Raw genomic sequence first — 16,066 nt, 5'->3', positions numbered from 1 at the left:
TTAGAGAGATGATTCATTTTCTTGACATTCGGCCCCTTGTTTGGGAAAGAAAGCGGATAAGCTATGTCATGTTTATGGACGGCCTGAAGGATGCTAGTCTGCAGCTGCAATTACATCACCGCCAACGAAATTCGCGACGCTATCGTCACGATGCTCGATGAGGACTGTTGGCAGCTCATCGTCCCTGCCAAGGTCTATCATTCCATGGCCAAGCGCGGCCGCTGTTGCGGCTGCTTCCCCAATGTCGTCGATCTGATCATTCGCACCACCGAAGACTATCACGCTCACCGCCACTCGACGGAAGCTGAAGTAGTTGATTATATGTCCCGCCTGAAACAACTCCACGAAGATAACAGGAGAGCGGACATTGAAAGGCGACAAAAAGGTCATCGAGCGGCTTAACGAGGCTCTTTTCCTCGAACTCGGCGCCGTCAACCAATACTGGGTGCATTACCGTCTTCTAGAGGATTGGGGTTATACCAAGCTCGCCAAGAAGGAACGTGCCGAGTCGATCGAGGAAATGGGGCATGCCGACAAGCTGGTCGCCCGCATCATCTTCCTCGAAGGTCATCCCAATCTGCAAACGCTTGCGCCATTGCGCATTGGCCAGAACGTCAAGGAAGTTCTGGAAGCGGATCTTGCCGGCGAACACGATGCTCGCAAGGCCTACAAGGAATCCCGAGACATCTGTCACACCGCCGGGGATTATGTCTCCATGAAGCTTTTCGAAGAACTGTTGATGGACGAAGAAGGCCATATCGACTTCCTCGAAACGCAGCTGGAGCTCCTCGGCAAAATCGGTGAAGAAAAGTACGGCCAGCTCAACGCCGATTCCGCTGACGTGGCGGAATAACAGAGAGCACCATTTATCAAAAAAACGCCGGCAGTTTAAAACTGCCGGCGTTTTCTATTCGCAATCTGGCTTACCGTTCAGGCCGGCCTCTTCGAGAGATGGCTGAACTCGGCGACCACTTTCTGGTAGACTTCGCGTTTGAAAGAGACGATCAGGTTTGGCAGTTCCGCCATCGGCTTCCAATCCCAGGCGTCAAATTCCTGATGCTGGCCGGATGGTGGTTCCTCGATATTGATTTCGCTGTCGTCGCCATCGAAGCGAAACGCAAACCAGCGCTGCGCCTGTCCGCGATATTTTCCCTTCAGCCCGATGCCGATCAGATGGGCCGGAAGATCGTAATTGATCCAGTCCTTGCACTCACCAAGCAGCGTCACCGAACGCATGCCGGTTTCTTCGAAAAGTTCGCGCCGGGCGGCGACAAGCGCGTCCTCATCCTTATCGATGCCGCCCTGCGGCATTTGCCAAAGCTGGGGTGAGCCATCGGATTCGGAATTGTTCTCAGACAAACGGCGGCCGACCCAGACGAGACCCTCGGAGTTCAAGACCATCACGCCGACACAGGGGCGATAGGGCAGACTGTCTGCAGATACGGGCTCTTTTGTCTTGCTCATTTCTTTTCCGTTCATGGATGTGCGGGATCATCGACGACAGCGGAAACGCCAACGATCTCGATGCCACGGTTGCTGACTTCGCCAACCCATTGCTGAATCGCGTCTATGCTTTCGTCGAAAGCGGATGCGGAACCGATCGCAAAACCCTTGCGTTGGGCGATACGCTCAAGCTCATCGAGCTTTTTCAGGATTTCCTGCTTGTCGAGTTGTGCATCCAGGGTCAGATCGGCGAAACCGTGCGGAAGCTGTAGGGGCTTGGCTATTTTCTCGCTCAGCGATTGCGCCGACGAACCATCATCAAGGAACAGCAGGCCTCTCCCCGCGATATCGCGCAAGACAGGTTCCAGCGCATCGGCATCGGATAGAAAACGGCCACCGAGATAGTTCATCACCCCGGTGTAATTGGTGATCTTGCCCATCGCTTCATGCAGGTTTGCAATGTTTTCCTTCACATTCGCTTCCGTGACCAGGGTTGAACCGCCCGGATTGTTGCTCGGATAGTCGAATGGCTCCATGGGAAGCTGAACGAGGATTTCGTGGCCATTGCGGCGGGCCTCCTGCATCCAGCGAGGCAGGCTGTTGCCGGTTGCGGCAAAGGCAAGCGTCACTTGAGCCGGAAGCGTGCGGATGGCGTTCTGTGTTCCGGTCTGGCTGAGGCCGAGCCCACCAACAACGATGGCAATACGCGTGCCGCGTGCGCCTGACCATGGACGTGCATATTGTTCCATCGGCCGCAGTCCGTCCGGGCCGATGATCGGCAGGCGTCCCTCCGGTGTCTCTTCGACAAGATCCTCATTCGGCGTGGCCGCCATGCGCGGGTCCTGGCCTATGCGTTGAGCCTCGACGATCAGAGGACCGTCGCCATCGCGTTGTCGCGGAGAATAGGTGGTGACGACCTGTCCGTTATCGGTCTGCGTTCGCTGGACATTTGCGCCGCTGTTGGGGCCGGATCGCGGCACGCCCACCTTGGCGGAAGAAGGTGCGGTTGCGGTGCGATCTTCTTCGGAAGAAGCGGCAGGGGCGACATTTGAGGCCATCTCGGTCTTCTGAAGGGCCGGGTCAGACCGCATGGCATAAAAGGAGAAGCCGAGAACGCCGGCGCCAACCAGCATTCCGAAAATGACACCGATCGAGGTTCGTCGTGAACGTCGCAGCCGCGCCGCGCGGTCCCGCCCAAGCGGTGCGTGAAGATCGGTCCCCAAAGATCGTCCGCCTTGATGTTTTGACTTAATAAAGAAAACCGGCCCGAAAACGGGCCGGTTTCATCAAATGTTGTGGCTCTTACGGCTTCACGGCAGCGGCAGCCTTGTCAGGATGCGCCGGGAAGGATGGGTCCGTCTTGTTCCCACGCAGAAGGTCGAGCGCGTAGTTCAGCTGGAGATCGTCCTTCGCTTCCGGCGGCACATAGGCAGCCGAACCGGAACCTTCTTCCGTCTCGCTCTGGCCGGTAATGTGGCCACGCAGGCTGGATTCGCCCTCCGCCTTCACCTTGCCCTGCAATTCCGGCGGCAATGGCTGCTCGACCTTGATGTCGGGCTCAATGCCGGTGCCCTGGATCGATTTGCCGGACGGCGTGTAATAGAGCGCGGTGGTCAGGCGCAGTGCGCCGGCTTCACCAAGCGGGATGATCGTCTGGACGGAGCCCTTGCCGAAGGAACGCGTGCCGACCACCGTGGCGCGCTTCAGATCCTGCAGGGCGCCGGCAACGATTTCCGAAGCGGACGCAGAGCCGCCATTGACGAGAACGATGACGGGCTTTCCATCCGTCAGGTCGCCTGCGCTGGCATTGAAGCGGCGGGTTTCCTCGGCATTGCGGCCGCGGGTCGAAACCACTTCGCCACGCTCCAGGAAAGCGTCGGATACGTTGATTGCCTGATCCAGAAGACCGCCCGGATTGAGGCGAAGATCGAGCACATAGCCCTTCAGCTTGTCGGCTGGAACGTCGGCCTTGATCTTCTTGATCGCCTTTTCGAGGCCTTCATAGGTCTTTTCGGTAAACGAGATGACGCGAACATAACCGACATCGCCCTCAACGCGAGACTTGACGGCCTGAACCGCAATCGTGTCGCGTACGACCGTGATGTCGAGCGGCTTGTCAGCGCCCTGGCGGATGATCGTCAGTTTGATCGGCGTGTTGATCGGCCCGCGCATCTTTTCGACGGCATCTTCGAGCTTCAGGCCGCGCACCGGCGCGCCATCGATCTCGGAAATGAAGTCGCCGGCCAGAACGCCTGCCTTGGAAGCAGGGGTGTCATCGATCGGGGTGATGACCTTGACCAGTTCGTTTTCCATCGTGACTTCGATGCCGAGACCGCCAAACTCACCCCTTGTCTGGGTGCGCATGTCGTCGGCATCCTTGGCATTCATGAAGCTCGAATGCGGATCGAGAGAGGTCAGCATGCCGTTGATGGCGTTCTCGACCAGCTTCTCTTCGTCTGGCGGCGTCACGTACTGGGCACGGACGCGCTCGAAGACATCGCCGAAAACCGACAGTTCACGATAGGTCGAGGAACCGGCTGCCTGAGCCGGAACGCCGGCCGAATAGATCACGCTCATCGCTGTGGCACCCATGAGTGCGCCGACGATGACAAGAGAAGCCCTACGAATCATTGCGTGCCCTTCCAGTGTCCTTTTTGACCCACCACGGTGCCGAATCGACCGGGCTGCCATCTTTCCTGAATTCAATGTAAAGCGTTGGGCGATCTGTTTCCAGCGCCAACGCAGTCGCGCTTGCTACTCTTTTTTCGCCCATCAAGGCGATTGGTTCACCAGCAAAGACGAACTTGCCTTGTCGCACATTCACGCTGTTCATGCCGGTCATAACAACGTGATAGCCATCGCCGGCATTGAGAATCACCATCTGACCATAGCTGCGAAATGCGCCGGCGAATACAACCAAGCCATCTGCCGGGGCGGTCACCACTGCTTTCGGTCCTGATGCCAAGGTCATGCCTCGAGCAGGATGTCCGGTACCATCGGGATCGCCCCATGAACGCAGGATATCGCCAGCCACAGGCAGTTCAAGCTTTTGCCGCAAGCTTGAAAACGGATATGCGGGCGCAATGCGGTTTTTGTCGGGCACGCCATTCTCGGCCAACTGGCGTGCTTTTTCGCGCTCTTCGGCGCTCATCATCTTCTGGCGCTCCTCTTCGAGACGCGCCCTTTCCGCAGCTTCGCGGATGGAAGTGATGTCATTTTCCAGTGTCTCGATCAGTCCGCTCAGGCTTTCTGCCCTTGCGGCCAGTTCATCCGAGCGCTGCTGTTCGGCGATAAGGTCCGTGGCGCTGCTCTGGCTCTGCTTGTCATTCTCGACAAGCAGAAGCCCCATACGCCTGTCTTCTTCCAGGCTGGAGGAAATCGTTTCTGCAACACGTGACTTCTCAGTCGTTGCATCTTTCTGAAGCGAGGACAGCTGTTCCAGATCGTCAACGAGCGCCGTTGCCTGCTTGCGCATGCCGGGCACGACGGCGCCCAGCAGAATGGCGCTGCGCACCGACCCGAGTGCATCCTCCGGAGTGACGAGGAGGGCTGGCGGAGGGCTGCGCCCCATGCGCTGCAAAGCCGCCAAGACCTCCGCCAGAATGGCGCGACGGTCATGCAGGGACTTCTTGAGAGCGTCCTGACGTACGCCCAGTTGTGCAATTTTCTCTTCGCTTGCGAGGATCTTTTCCTCGAGATCCTTTCGCCGCTTGGCGGAATCGATCAAGGCCTGCCGCAGATTGGCGGTGCTCTTTTCAAGCGTTGCGATATTCTCTTCGATCTGCCGTGCTTTTTCGGAGGAAACGTCGATCGAGCTTGTCAGGGCTTCCAGTTCGGCGCGTGTTTCATCGCGTTTGCGCTGCAATTCCGCTGAAGCGCTATCGGCTGTTGCAGGCGTTTCGGGCGGTGTCACCGGTGGCGGCGACAAATCGATGTCTTCCTGCGCCTGTGCCGCTGCCAGGTTTATCAATGGAAAGGGACCGGCGACCACGCCAAAAAACACCGCCGTTGCCGGCAGTGCTGCAGTCCAGCCAATCCATGTCGATCTCTTCATTCCGTCCCGCGAATCTCTGCCGGATCGCTTGATACTAAGCAGATTCGGGCACTCACGCTACTGCCAAGATCACGTGTGGCAATTCGGTCGAAAACCGTCATCAGACGCGGTGGTAAGGATGGCCGGAAAGGATGGTGACAGTGCGGTAAAGCTGCTCGGCCAGAAGAATGCGCACCAACTGGTGTGGCCATGTCATTGCGCCGAAGTTGATAACGGCATCGGCCTTGTCGCGGGAAGACGCATCATGGCCATCAGCCCCGCCGATCGCCAGCATGCAATCGCGTTTGCCTTGATCGCGAAAGCGGCCGATCAGCGCGGCAAAGGCCTCGCTGTCCATGGATTTTCCACGCTCGTCGAGAATGATCAGAACGCTGCCCTCCGGCAGCGCCTTGTCCAGCATGCCGGCCTCTTCGCGTTTGCGTGTTTCGGCATTGGACGCACGGCTTTCCGCCACTTCCACGACACGTGCAAACTCAAGGCCTACAGCCGGGCCGGCCTTGGCCATCCTGTCCACGTAACGGGACGCAAGTTCCTTTTCAGGGCCGGCTTTCAACCGTCCCACGGCAAATAGGCTGATGCGCATTTTTGAACCGCCATGTTCCTCCGATCCAAAACCGCCGTATGGACGGCGGTGTCGGGAACGGAATTGGCACCTAGCGGTTCACGTCTGCGGTGAGGAACCCGTCAGTGCAATGTGTTTTCCTCGTAATCCGGCTCTGCCCACATTCTTTCCAGATTGTAGAACTCGCGGATTTCAGGGCGGAACACATGGATGATGATGTCACCGGTGTCAATCAGCACCCAGTCGCCGGTTTCCTGGCCTTCGACACGGGAACCGCCGTATCCTTCGTCCTTTAGATCGGAAACAAGGTGATCGGTGATCGCCGAGACATGGCGGCTCGATCGCCCGGAGACAACGACCATGTAGTCTCCCAGCGCCGATTTTCCGGCAATGTCGATGGTGACGATATCTTCGGCTTTGGAGTCCTCAAGGCTTGCGAGGACCAGTTCAAGAGCACGATGAGCAGCTTCGGCGCCGCGGTCGGTGCTCGTCGGGAGGAGACGCTGGGTCTTTCCCTTGGCGTGTACTGTTGTCAGGGTTTTTCCTTTCGTCCAAGACAAAACAGGCACTCGCGAATCCCAGATACAAGCGGGATCGCAAGAAAGAAGGTGGCATCGAACGGATAATCTTTCAAGAGTGATGACGATCGGATTGCGACCGTAGCGCGATTGGACCGTTCACGTTTTTTGTCGTGCCTTTGCGCGCAACTGGGTGGAACTGATGGTCGAGCGGCGGTCGTGGACAAATGTCCATGCCGGTGCAGGGCGCAGCGCAAGGCCCGCCGCGTCTTCCTCATCGACGCGGGCATGGTCGTAGGCACGCGCCATTGTCGAAGACACAAGTGACAGCGTTGCGCCCGGCCGGTCGATGATGGCGATCGGGAAGGTGGCGACGATCTGGCGCCAGTTCTGCCATAGATGAAACGTTTTCAGGCTGTCCGCGCCCATGATCCAGACAAAACGGATGCCGGGATTGCGCGCCGCCACATGCGCCACGGTATCGGCCGTGAAGCGCGTATCGAGATTTTGCTCGAAGGCGGTCACCTTGATGCGCGGGTCGTTGATCAGCTTTTCACTGGCAGCGATCCGGTCGCTCAGGGAGGCGAGTTCCGAGCGGCTTTTCAGCGGATTGCCCGGCGTCACCATCCACCAGAGATTATCAAGGGACAGCCGGCGCATGGCGATTTCCGCCACCAGCAGATGGCCTTCATGCGGGGGATTGAACGAACCGCCGAACAGGCCGACGGTCATGCCGCGCTCGACATGCGGCATGCGCAGATAGCGGCGATCGACGGCTGCTTCCTCCTCCACCAGCGATCAGGGCCTTGTCTGGCCGGTGCCATGCACGCGGTATTTGAACGAGGTGAGCTGTTCGACGCCGACAGGGCCACGGGCATGCATCTTGCCGGTCGAAATGCCGATTTCGCCTCCCATGCCGAATTCGCCGCCATCGGCAAACTGCGTGGACGCGTTGTGCAACAGGATGGCAGAATCGATCTCGTTGAAGAAGCGCGTCACGACCTGCGGATCTTCTGCGATCACCGCTTCGGTATGGTGCGAGGAATAGGTATCGATATGGTCGATTGCGCCCGAAATGCCGTCGACCAGCTTCACCGAGATGACGGCATCCAGATATTCCGTGCGCCAATCTTCTTCGGTGGCCGGAGCGAGGCCAGGGACCTTAGCAAGCACATCAGCAGAGGCACGCACTTCGCAGCCGGCTTGCTGGAGAACATCCACCAGCGGCTTCAACAGCGTGTCCGCGGCAGAAGCGTCGATCAGCAGGGTTTCGGCCGCGCCGCAAACGCCGGTGCGGCGCATCTTGGCGTTGACAACAATCTTGCGTGCCATGTCGAGATCAGCGGAGGCATCCACATAGATGTGGCAAAGCCCCTCAAGATGAGCGAAAACCGGCACACGGGCTTCGTTTTGCACACGCGCGACCAGGCTTTTGCCGCCGCGCGGCACGATCACGTCAATCGTGCCATCGAGACCCGAAAGCATGGCCCCAACCGCTGCGCGATCCGTCGTCGGCACCAGCTGGATGGCATGTTCCGGAAGCCCAGCGGCTTTCAGCCCTTCAACCAGGCAGGAATGGATAGCTTGCGATGAAAGGGCGGAATCCGAGCCACCGCGCAAAATAACCGCGTTGCCAGCCTTAAGGCATAGTGCGCCGGCATCGGCGGTCACGTTCGGGCGGCTTTCATAAATGACGCCGATGACGCCGAGCGGGGTGCGCACGCGCTCGATCTGCAGACCGTTGGGGCGATCCCAGGCGGTGATCACCTCACCGACCGGATCCTTGAACTCAGCAATTTCACGCAGGCCTTGAGCCATGCCCGCTATGCTTTTTGTTGTCAGCGTCAGGCGGTCGATGAAGGAAGGCAGAAGTCCCTTGCCTTCAATGTTTTTCAGGTCGGCGGCATTGGCAGCCAGCAATTTGTCTTCTGCTGCCAGGATAGCGTCGGCCATGGCCTGCAGGGCAGCGTTCTTTGCTTGCGTCGAAGCCGTGGCGAGAATGCGTGCAGCGCTTTTGGCATTGCGGCCGATCATATCCATCACGGCGGCGACATCCGCCGCTCCGGTAACTCTATCCAGCATGCGCGTCCTCCCTGACTTTTGCTTCCTCTGCAAGCGCGTGATGGCCGGTTACAACCAGGTCGTCGCGATGGACCATGGCGGCGCGGCCTGCATAGCCGAGAATGTTTTCGATCTCGCCGGATTTACGACCGGCAATCTGCCGAGCCTCATCGGCATCATAACTGGCGAGACCCCGCGCGATTTCGCGGCCATCAACACCGATAATGGCAACCGTGTCACCACGATTGAATTGGCCGCTGATCCTGCGGACACCGGCGGGCAGAAGGCTTTTCCCACCATGCAATGCGTTTTGCGCACCTGCATCGACATGAAGTTCACCGCTCGCCTGAAGATGCCCGGCAATCCATGTCTTGCGGGCATTGACCGGCGTGGTCGCCGGCGCAAACCACGAGCAGCGAACGCCGTCCTCTATGGCGCGGAGCGGGTGTTCGGTCTTGCCGGAAGCAATGATCATCGCGCAGCCGGCGGCTGTCGCGATCTTGCCGGCATCGATCTTGGTGCGCATGCCGCCACGTGACAGCTCGGATGCCGCGCCGCCGGCCATGGCTTCGATCTCGGGTGTAATCTCAGCAATCTCACCAAGGAACTGCGCTTCAGGATCGATATGCGGGGGGGCCGTGTAAAGTCCGTCGATATCGGAAAGCAGGATCAGAAGATCGGCACCCGCCATGGTGGCCACGCGGGCAGCCAGCCGATCATTGTCGCCATAACGGATTTCCGATGTGGCGACAGTGTCGTTTTCGTTGATGATCGGCACTGCGCCCATCTTCATCAACTGTTTCAGCGTTGCGCGGGCATTGAGGTAGCGACGCCGCTCCTCGGTATCGCCCAGCGTCAGCAGCACCTGTCCGGCGACGATAGCGTCGCGAGACAGGCTTTCCGACCAGGCACGCGCCAGCGCGATCTGGCCGACGGCTGCGGCTGCCTGGCTTTCTTCAAGCTTCAGCGCACCGGCGGGCAGGCCCAGAACGGTGCGACCGAGCGCGATGGCCCCGGAGGAAACGACGAGCACTTCGCTGCCGCGCGCTCTCAATGCCGCAATATCGGCGCAGACTGCATCGAGCCAGCGCGATTTCAGCCCGGTGCCGCGATCAACAAGAAGAGCCGAGCCGATCTTGATGACGATGCGGCGGTGGCTGGCAATCGATTTGCGGCCGGCTGTCATTCGTCATCGTCCTCGTCGAGGTCGTTCTGAACTGGTGCGGAACGATCGGGCAGGGCGGTTTCACTGGTGCCGCTCGCCTCGACGATGATGTCGCGCAGGGCGCGCAGAACTTCCGTCATGCCCTTGCCGGTGATGGCCGAAATCGCAAATGGCGTCTGGCCGCTCGCTTTTTCAAGCTCCTTGGTCTTTTTCTTCAGTTCCTTGTCATCGAGGATGTCGATCTGTGACAAGGCGACGATGACCGGCTTGTCAATCAATCCGCCGCCATAGGCTTCCAGTTCTGTCTTGACCGTCTTGTAGGCTTTGCCGACATTTTCCTCCATCGAGGAAACGAGGTGCAAGAGAACGCGGGTGCGCTCCACATGGCCAAGGAAACGGTCGCCGATGCCGACGCCTTCATGCGCGCCTTCGATAAGGCCGGGAATATCGGCCAAAACGAATTCGCGGCCGTCAATGGTGGCGACGCCAAGGTTTGGATGCAGCGTCGTGAATGGATAGTTGGCGATTTTTGGCCGCGCACGGGTAACCGATGCAAGGAAGGTGGATTTGCCGGCATTCGGCAGACCAACGAGACCGGCATCGGCGATCAGCTTCAAACGCAGCCATACGGTCTTTTCTTCGCCTTCAAGGCCCGGATTGGCCCAGTTCGGTGCCTGATTGGTCGCGGTCTTGAAGTGTGAGTTGCCAAAACCGCCATTGCCGCCCTTGGCGAGGCGAAAACGCTGACCTTCGCGCGTCAGGTCGATGATCAGGGTTTCGTTGTCTTCCTCGAAAATCTGTGTGCCGACCGGCACTTTCAGCGTCACTTCGCCGCCATTGGCGCCGGTACGGTTGCGGCCCATACCATGGATGCCGGTCTGCGCCTTGAAGTGCTGCTGGAAGCGGAAATCGATCAGCGTGTTGAGACCGTTGACGGCCTCGACCCAGACATCGCCACCACGACCACCGTCACCACCATCCGGTCCGCCGAATTCGACGAATTTTTCGCGACGGAACGAGACCGCACCGGCGCCGCCGTCGCCAGAGCGAATGTATACTTTTGCCTCGTCAAGAAATTTCATCTTTTTGCCGTCACTTATCTGATAGTCGGTTTGCGGTTTGGATATCGCCCATAGGGGCCAAGGTCAAAGATTATCATGAAGTTCGTCAGCTATAACATCCAGTATGGTTTTGGCCTCGACGGCCTTTTCGACCTCGAACGTATCGCCAAGAGCCTCGCTGGTGCCGATGTCATCGCCTTGCAGGAGGTCACACGCGGATCGCCGGAAAACGATCACGTCGACATGGTTGCCGCCCTGCAGGAACTGTTTCCCGACTTCTTCATCTCTTATGGCGCCGGTTGCGACGTGCTTTTCGACTTCGTGGTCGAAAATGGTCGTCGCAAGGAGCGGCGTTTCCAGTTCGGTAACATGATCCTGTCGCGCTGGCCAATTCTTGCTACCCGGAACCTGCTTTTGCCGCGTAGCCACAGTGTCGAGCTTATCAACCTGCAGCGCAGCGCCGTCGAGGCGGTCATCGATACGCCGGATGGCGCCATCCGCGTCTATTCCGTCCATCTCGATCATGTGTCGCCCGATGAGCGCATGGCGCAGATCGCCTTTCTCAAAGAACGGGTTTTGAACTTTGTGGCCGAGGGTGGTTCTCTGACGGGTATTGGCTCCAACAGATTTCCAGAACTGCCGCTGCCGCAGGATTTTGTCGTGATGGGCGATTTCAACATGGAACCGGAGACGCCGGAATATATCGCCACGGTCGGGCATGATGACCGTTTCTATGGCCGCGCATTGCGCAGCAACCAGCTCGTCGATGTTCTGGCGCGTTTTGGTCGCCTTACATCCGACTGCTACAGCTGGATCGAACCGCCGGAAGGGCCGGCCAAGGCCCATCTCGATTACTGCTTTGTCAATCATGCTCTCTTTCCGCGCGTCCGGGATGTTTTTGTCGATATGGACGCCAAGGGATCCGACCATTTTCCGGTCTGGCTCGAGCTCGTCTGAGCATTCATCCTCTCCTGAAATGCCGGGACAATTGATTGCCCCGGCATGTCTTCAATTCCTGATCGTCTGCACAAAGTCCCGCGCTGTCACCACCGTGTCGATATGCATGACCATGGCATTGCGGGCGATGGAGAACATGTCTCGGCAACCGATAATGGCAAAACCAAGTTTCTGCTGAACGCGCAACGAGCCGGCATTGTCGGAAAACATTCCGGAATGCATTTCTGCATCCGGCATGCATTCGAAAAACGCCTTCAAAGCGCTGCCCGCCGCTTCCGTCATCAACCCGCGTTTCCAGGCGCTGCGGTTCAGCCAATAGCCCAGATGCCATTGGCCATGCCGCAGTTCTATGCTGACGATGCCAAGATGACGGCCGTCGGTATCGCAGATGGCAAAATTCCAGTCGGGCAGCTTTCTGGCAGTCTGCTGTTTCAGCCAGTCCACTGCATCCTGCCGATGGAACGGTGCGGGCACCCGCGCCAGCATGCGCGATACGGAAAAATCACCCAGGGAAACGGCGATGGCATCGGCATCCTCCATCCGGGGTGGGCGCAATAAAAGCCGCGGCGTGCGGATGGTCGGGCAGGGGCCGATACCCGCGCGGACGTCCTGCTTTTCGCTCTCCAGGGCAATCATCGCATTTCCCCCCAGCTTCTCAGCGACATCCAGGTCTTGCGATCGAGGCGATACCATTCGACCGGCACCATGCCGCCCAATGCCAAAGAACCGACCATGCCGGAACCCTGGAACTGGAAGCCGCATTTCTGGATGACGCGGCGGGAGGGGATGTTGGTGACCCGGCAGCGCGCGTCGATCTGGTCGATGTCGCGCGTGCGGAACGCCATGTCGATCAGCGCATGCGCCGCTTCGGTGGCAATGCCGTCATTCCAGTAGGGTTCGCCCAGCCAATAGCCGATTTCGAGCGTGGCCGGGTCTTCCTGCGGCTCCAGCGCGCAGCATCCGAGAAATTTGCCGTTTTCGGCATGGGTAATGGCATAGACGCACTTGCCAATCACGCCATCTTTCGTACGTCGCACGAAATCCGCGGCGTCTTTGGCCGTGTATGGGTGCGGCATGCGGGCGACCATGGTCGCAATATTCGCATTGTTGGCGAGATGGGCAAGGGCGTCGATGTCTTCTTCGTGCGGGGCGCGCAGAACGAGCCTTTGCGACAATAAGACGGGGCAACTGCTCCTTAAGCCATCGGGCCTTGGCCGCTCTTCGGGCAACCGTGATTGGCTGCTCCTCAACAATTCGCCTTGCATGTTCAGTCTCCTTCGTGGGGAACAAGAAAAAGGGGAGGTGGGTGGTGTCCCATCTCCCCTTTTCTTTGACTGAACCTTTTAACGTTCAACCGGGTCGATGAGACGCCGGTTGCTAACGCTTGCCGGCTTTTATTCTGCGGCTTCGGCTTTCGGCATCACGGACACGTATACGCGGCCGTTAGCCTTCGTACGGTAGTTCACGTTGCCGGCGGTGAGCGCAAAAATGGTGTGGTCCTTGCCGAGGCCGACATTGGCGCCCGGATGCCACTGCGTGCCGCGCTGACGCACGATAATGTTGCCTGCGATGACGACTTCGCCACCGAACTTCTTCACGCCGAGGCGCTTGGAATTTGAATCGCGACCGTTACGCGACGAACCGCCAGCTTTTTTATGTGCCATGGGAGTTCTCCTTTAAACCTACGAAACCCGATTAAGCGACGATGTCGGTGATACGAACAACCGTGTGATGCTGGCGATGGCCGCGAATACGCTTGGAATTCTGACGGCGACGCTTCTTGAAGGAAAGAACCTTCTTGCCACGGTTATGCTCAACGACTTCTGCCTTGACGATTGCACCAGCAACGAAAGGCGCACCGAACTTGGCATCGGCGCCAACGCCAATAACGAGGATTTCGTTGAATTCTACGACTGCACCAGCTTCGGCTTCCAGCTTTTCGATGGTGAGCACGTCGTTGGCGGCCACGCGGTACTGCTTACCGCCGGTCTTGATGACTGCGAACATTCTTTATCCTTTCATGTTCGTTCCGGCTCTCCCCCAAAGGGGTGGCCGTCTTTTTGTCAGTCGGGATGGCAGGTTTCCGATATTCTCGGATTGCGCTGCCGGTGAAAATCTGTGGGAAAGCGCTTGAGGCGAAAACCGCACAAACAAAGAGGCGAAGAAAGCTTTCCACGCCTGATTGCGTGCGGGGATACGCGAGAGTCAAAAAACTGTCAAGGCGATCATCTACAAAGAGTTTCTTTTGACCTCTTGCCAGCCCCGATTTTCATCGCTATGAACCGCCTCGCGCTGACCAACGCGTCATCATGCTCAAGCGGAGAGGTGGCTGAGTGGTCGAAAGCACCGCACTCGAAATGCGGCATACGGGCAACCGTATCGTGGGTTCGAATCCCACCCTCTCCGCCATTATTTCTATGTATTCATTAGACAGTCCATTAAGCGCTATTCGCTCGTTCGCTGGGTGACAATACATCGTCGCCTGTGAAATGCTCGTGTTTGAAATCCCAGATCACAGGAGCAGTTTTCGGGCTACGTCATCCAACCAAGCCCATCCTCGGTTCTTCCTGCCGGCCGGTATTCGCAGCCGACGTAACCTTGGTATCCGAGCGCATCGATTTCCTGAAAAATACGTCGGTCATCCAGTTCTCCCGTCAATGGCTCATGGCGGGTCGGGACGGCAGCGATCTGGATATGGCCGATGCGTGATGCCATTTGCCTCAATCCGGTGATCACATCACCATGCAGGATCTGGCGGTGATAGATGTCGAACTGCAGATTGAGATTAGGCCTGTTGAGCTCTCGAACGAGCTCGAATGTGCGATTGAAATCATTGAGAAAATATCCCGGCATGTCGCGCTTGTTGATGGGTTCGATCACAAGGCCTATCCCGGCTTCAGCTGTTGCGTCTGCTGCCATTTCCAGATTGTCCCGGTAACAGGAAAGGGCGGCTGGGTCATCAGACGGGGCTATGCCGGCCATCATGTGCAGAAGGGGTGTGCCGATTGTCTTCCCGTAGGAGATCGCGGTGCCAAGTGCTGACTGAAATTCCTCGCGCCGATGCGGGAGGCTGGCAAGGCCGCGATCGCCGGCTGCCCAGTCTCCCGGCGGCATGTTGAACAGGGCTTGTTTCAGCCCGGCTGCGCGAAGCGCTTCGGCGATGACCTCGGCAGGATATTCATAGGGAAACAGATATTCGACAGCCGTGAAGCCGGCATTGGCAGCGGCTTGAAAACGCTCCAGAAACGGCCGTTCGTTGAACATCATCGAAAGATTGGCAGCGAATTTCGGCATCGGATCATGCCTTTTCAGGCATGCCGGGCAGTTGCTGCCCGGTAATCTGTGCCAGCAGGCGTGCGACCGAACTGTCGTCGTCTCGTCCCATGCCGGCAGCCTCGGTCATGATGAACATTTGTAGTGCTGCTGCCGTGATCGGCAGTGGAAATTTTTGCGCGCGCCCGATATCGGAAACGATGCCGAGATCCTTCGAGAAGATGGAAACGGCGCTGTGCGGGGTGTAATCGCCCTCAAGGACATGCGGGATGCGGTTCTCGAACATCCAGCTATTGCCGGCCGATTTTGTGATCACGTCGAAAACGCGGCTGATATCGAGGTTCAGGCTTTTTGCGAAAGTTATTGCCTCGCATGCGGCAGCGATATGCACGCCGGCGAGCAACTGGTTGACGATCTTGAAGGATGAGCCGATGCCCGGCTGGTCGCCAAGTTCGTAAACGGTTGCAGCCATGGCATCGAGAGCCGGTCTTGCAGCCTCGAAAGCCTCGGGCGATCCTGAAGCCATAAAGGTGAGATCGCCGGAATTTGCTTTTTTCGAGCCGCCGCTGATCGGGCCGTCAAGATAAAGCAGGCCCGCAGCCTCCGTGCGCGCGGCGAAGGATTTTGCCTCGCCTGGCGAGATCGTGGCGCAGGAGATAATCACTGCGCCGGGCCTCATGGCGGAGACGATGCCGTGATCGCCGAACAAAACCAATTCCGTTTGAGCCGCATTGACGACAACGACGACAGCCACATCCGCGCCGTTGGTGGCATCGGCAGGGTTTTTCGCTGCGATGCCGCCGTCTGCTGACAGTCTTTCAAGCATATCTGGATTGACGTCAAAGCCCCGAACCTGCTGGCCGGCTTTTAACGCCGAACGGGCCATGCCAAGTCCCATGGAACCAAGACCGATAACAGCGACAGTTGGTGGGCGGGACATCGCAAAAAATCCTCCGTGAATGCGATAAACGA

18 protein-coding genes, 1 tRNA gene and 1 pseudogene are annotated in these 16,066 nt (G+C 58.3%); 4 read left to right on the top strand and 16 right to left on the bottom strand.

Annotated elements, in window-relative coordinates; all coding sequences use genetic code 11:
* The first annotated feature begins 40 nt into the window (after window positions 1-40).
* A pseudogene (locus tag AAIH70_RS22600) lies at window positions 41-402 on the top strand ((2Fe-2S)-binding protein).
* Window positions 368-853, top strand: a complete 486-nt coding sequence (bfr, locus tag AAIH70_RS22595; protein WP_132278651.1) for a bacterioferritin — start codon at window positions 368-370, stop codon at window positions 851-853. The pseudogene AAIH70_RS22600 and the gene bfr overlap by 35 nt, the downstream one beginning before the upstream one ends.
* A 77-nt stretch (window positions 854-930) precedes the next feature.
* Here the strand turns inward: bfr and AAIH70_RS22590 are convergent, their stop codons facing one another.
* From AAIH70_RS22590 to obgE, 10 genes are all read right to left on the bottom strand, one after another.
* Window positions 931-1,464, bottom strand: coding sequence for an RNA pyrophosphohydrolase (locus AAIH70_RS22590; protein ID WP_132278652.1), 534 nt, complete (start codon window positions 1,462-1,464; stop codon window positions 931-933).
* 11 nt (window positions 1,465-1,475) lie between these two features.
* The gene (locus tag AAIH70_RS22585) at window positions 1,476-2,666 is read right to left on the bottom strand and encodes a divergent polysaccharide deacetylase family protein (RefSeq protein ID WP_430035740.1); all 1,191 of its coding nucleotides are present in this window, start codon (window positions 2,664-2,666) and stop codon (window positions 1,476-1,478) included.
* 79 nt (window positions 2,667-2,745) lie between these two features.
* Window positions 2,746-4,074 (bottom strand): S41 family peptidase, encoded by a 1,329-nt coding sequence (locus AAIH70_RS22580; protein ID WP_132278654.1) that lies wholly within the window; start codon window positions 4,072-4,074, stop codon window positions 2,746-2,748.
* On the bottom strand, window positions 4,064-5,497 hold the full coding sequence (locus AAIH70_RS22575) for a murein hydrolase activator EnvC family protein (RefSeq protein ID WP_132278656.1): 1,434 nt from the start codon (window positions 5,495-5,497) through the stop codon (window positions 4,064-4,066). The genes AAIH70_RS22580 and AAIH70_RS22575 overlap by 11 nt, the downstream gene beginning before the upstream one ends.
* A gap of 100 nt (window positions 5,498-5,597) precedes the next feature.
* Window positions 5,598-6,080: a 23S rRNA (pseudouridine(1915)-N(3))-methyltransferase RlmH gene (gene rlmH, locus AAIH70_RS22570; protein WP_132278658.1), complete on the bottom strand. Its 483-nt coding sequence runs from the start codon at window positions 6,078-6,080 to the stop codon at window positions 5,598-5,600.
* A 101-nt stretch (window positions 6,081-6,181) separates the two neighbouring features.
* Window positions 6,182-6,628: a ribosome silencing factor gene (gene rsfS, locus AAIH70_RS22565; protein WP_132278660.1), complete on the bottom strand. Its 447-nt coding sequence runs from the start codon at window positions 6,626-6,628 to the stop codon at window positions 6,182-6,184.
* A 108-nt stretch (window positions 6,629-6,736) separates the two neighbouring features.
* Window positions 6,737-7,330, bottom strand: coding sequence for a nicotinate-nucleotide adenylyltransferase (locus tag AAIH70_RS22560; protein ID WP_132278894.1), 594 nt, complete (start codon window positions 7,328-7,330; stop codon window positions 6,737-6,739).
* Between the two features lie 45 nt (window positions 7,331-7,375).
* Entirely contained in the window at window positions 7,376-8,659 is a 1,284-nt protein-coding gene (locus AAIH70_RS22555) for a glutamate-5-semialdehyde dehydrogenase (RefSeq protein ID WP_430035737.1), read from the bottom strand.
* Window positions 8,649-9,824 carry a glutamate 5-kinase gene (gene proB / locus AAIH70_RS22550; RefSeq protein WP_132278666.1) on the bottom strand — a complete coding sequence of 392 codons (1,176 nt, stop codon included), beginning with the start codon at window positions 9,822-9,824 and terminating at the stop codon, window positions 8,649-8,651. The genes AAIH70_RS22555 and proB overlap by 11 nt, the downstream gene beginning before the upstream one ends.
* Window positions 9,821-10,885, bottom strand: a complete 1,065-nt coding sequence (obgE, locus tag AAIH70_RS22545) for a GTPase ObgE (RefSeq protein WP_132278669.1) — start codon at window positions 10,883-10,885, stop codon at window positions 9,821-9,823. The genes proB and obgE overlap by 4 nt, the downstream gene beginning before the upstream one ends.
* 75 nt (window positions 10,886-10,960) lie before the next feature.
* Between obgE and AAIH70_RS22540 the strand changes: the two genes are divergently transcribed.
* Window positions 10,961-11,821, top strand: coding sequence for an endonuclease/exonuclease/phosphatase family protein (locus tag AAIH70_RS22540; RefSeq protein ID WP_430035734.1), 861 nt, complete (start codon window positions 10,961-10,963; stop codon window positions 11,819-11,821).
* Window positions 11,822-11,872: 51 nt separating this feature from the next.
* Here AAIH70_RS22540 and AAIH70_RS22535 read toward each other — a convergent pair whose 3' ends face one another.
* From AAIH70_RS22535 to rplU, 4 genes are all read right to left on the bottom strand, one after another.
* Window positions 11,873-12,457 (bottom strand): GNAT family N-acetyltransferase, encoded by a 585-nt coding sequence (locus tag AAIH70_RS22535; protein WP_245519314.1) that lies wholly within the window; start codon window positions 12,455-12,457, stop codon window positions 11,873-11,875.
* Window positions 12,454-13,086: a GNAT family N-acetyltransferase gene (locus AAIH70_RS22530; protein ID WP_132278678.1), complete on the bottom strand. Its 633-nt coding sequence runs from the start codon at window positions 13,084-13,086 to the stop codon at window positions 12,454-12,456. Before AAIH70_RS22530 ends, AAIH70_RS22535 begins: the two co-directional genes overlap by 4 nt.
* 129 nt (window positions 13,087-13,215) lie before the next feature.
* Entirely contained in the window at window positions 13,216-13,485 is a 270-nt protein-coding gene (gene rpmA, locus AAIH70_RS22525) for a 50S ribosomal protein L27 (RefSeq protein ID WP_132278681.1), read from the bottom strand.
* Between the two features lie 31 nt (window positions 13,486-13,516).
* Entirely contained in the window at window positions 13,517-13,828 is a 312-nt protein-coding gene (rplU, locus tag AAIH70_RS22520; RefSeq protein WP_132278684.1) for a 50S ribosomal protein L21, read from the bottom strand.
* A gap of 312 nt (window positions 13,829-14,140) precedes the next feature.
* Here rplU and AAIH70_RS22515 point away from each other — a divergent pair.
* Window positions 14,141-14,230 (top strand) — tRNA-Ser (locus AAIH70_RS22515).
* 123 nt (window positions 14,231-14,353) lie between these two features.
* Here AAIH70_RS22515 and otnI read toward each other — a convergent pair.
* Entirely contained in the window at window positions 14,354-15,115 is a 762-nt protein-coding gene (otnI, locus tag AAIH70_RS22510; RefSeq protein ID WP_132278687.1) for a 2-oxo-tetronate isomerase, read from the bottom strand.
* Window positions 15,116-15,119: 4 nt separating this feature from the next.
* Window positions 15,120-16,034, bottom strand: coding sequence for an L-threonate dehydrogenase (gene ltnD / locus AAIH70_RS22505; RefSeq protein WP_132278690.1), 915 nt, complete (start codon window positions 16,032-16,034; stop codon window positions 15,120-15,122).
* Window positions 16,035-16,066: the final 32 nt, after the last annotated feature.

Origin of the sequence: Neorhizobium sp. BT27B, from assembly GCF_050455485.1 — a bacterium.
Lineage (GTDB): Bacteria > Pseudomonadota > Alphaproteobacteria > Rhizobiales > Rhizobiaceae > Neorhizobium.
The sequence above is the reverse complement of the archived record's forward strand: the minus strand, read 5'-3'. Positions and strand labels throughout refer to the sequence as shown.

Excerpts from the sequence above, each read along its gene's own strand:
- AAIH70_RS22590 (WP_132278652.1), bottom strand. The coding sequence starts at position 1,464 with ATGAGCAAGACAAAAGAGCCCGTATCTGCAGACAGTCTGCCCTATCGC.
- AAIH70_RS22580 (WP_132278654.1), bottom strand. The coding sequence starts at position 4,074 with ATGATTCGTAGGGCTTCTCTTGTCATCGTCGGCGCACTCATGGGTGCC.
- AAIH70_RS22575 (WP_132278656.1), bottom strand. The coding sequence starts at position 5,497 with ATGAAGAGATCGACATGGATTGGCTGGACTGCAGCACTGCCGGCAACG.
- rlmH (WP_132278658.1), bottom strand. The coding sequence starts at position 6,080 with ATGCGCATCAGCCTATTTGCCGTGGGACGGTTGAAAGCCGGCCCTGAA.
- AAIH70_RS22560 (WP_132278894.1), bottom strand. The coding sequence starts at position 7,330 with ATGCCGCATGTCGAGCGCGGCATGACCGTCGGCCTGTTCGGCGGTTCG.
- AAIH70_RS22555 (WP_430035737.1), bottom strand. The coding sequence starts at position 8,659 with ATGCTGGATAGAGTTACCGGAGCGGCGGATGTCGCCGCCGTGATGGAT.
- proB (WP_132278666.1), bottom strand. The coding sequence starts at position 9,824 with ATGACAGCCGGCCGCAAATCGATTGCCAGCCACCGCCGCATCGTCATC.
- obgE (WP_132278669.1), bottom strand. The coding sequence starts at position 10,885 with ATGAAATTTCTTGACGAGGCAAAAGTATACATTCGCTCTGGCGACGGC.
- AAIH70_RS22540 (WP_430035734.1), top strand. The coding sequence starts at position 10,961 with ATGAAGTTCGTCAGCTATAACATCCAGTATGGTTTTGGCCTCGACGGC.
- AAIH70_RS22535 (WP_245519314.1), bottom strand. The coding sequence starts at position 12,457 with ATGATTGCCCTGGAGAGCGAAAAGCAGGACGTCCGCGCGGGTATCGGC.
- AAIH70_RS22530 (WP_132278678.1), bottom strand. The coding sequence starts at position 13,086 with ATGCAAGGCGAATTGTTGAGGAGCAGCCAATCACGGTTGCCCGAAGAG.
- rpmA (WP_132278681.1), bottom strand. The coding sequence starts at position 13,485 with ATGGCACATAAAAAAGCTGGCGGTTCGTCGCGTAACGGTCGCGATTCA.
- rplU (WP_132278684.1), bottom strand. The coding sequence starts at position 13,828 with ATGTTCGCAGTCATCAAGACCGGCGGTAAGCAGTACCGCGTGGCCGCC.
- otnI (WP_132278687.1), bottom strand. The coding sequence starts at position 15,115 with ATGCCGAAATTCGCTGCCAATCTTTCGATGATGTTCAACGAACGGCCG.
- ltnD (WP_132278690.1), bottom strand. The coding sequence starts at position 16,034 with ATGTCCCGCCCACCAACTGTCGCTGTTATCGGTCTTGGTTCCATGGGA.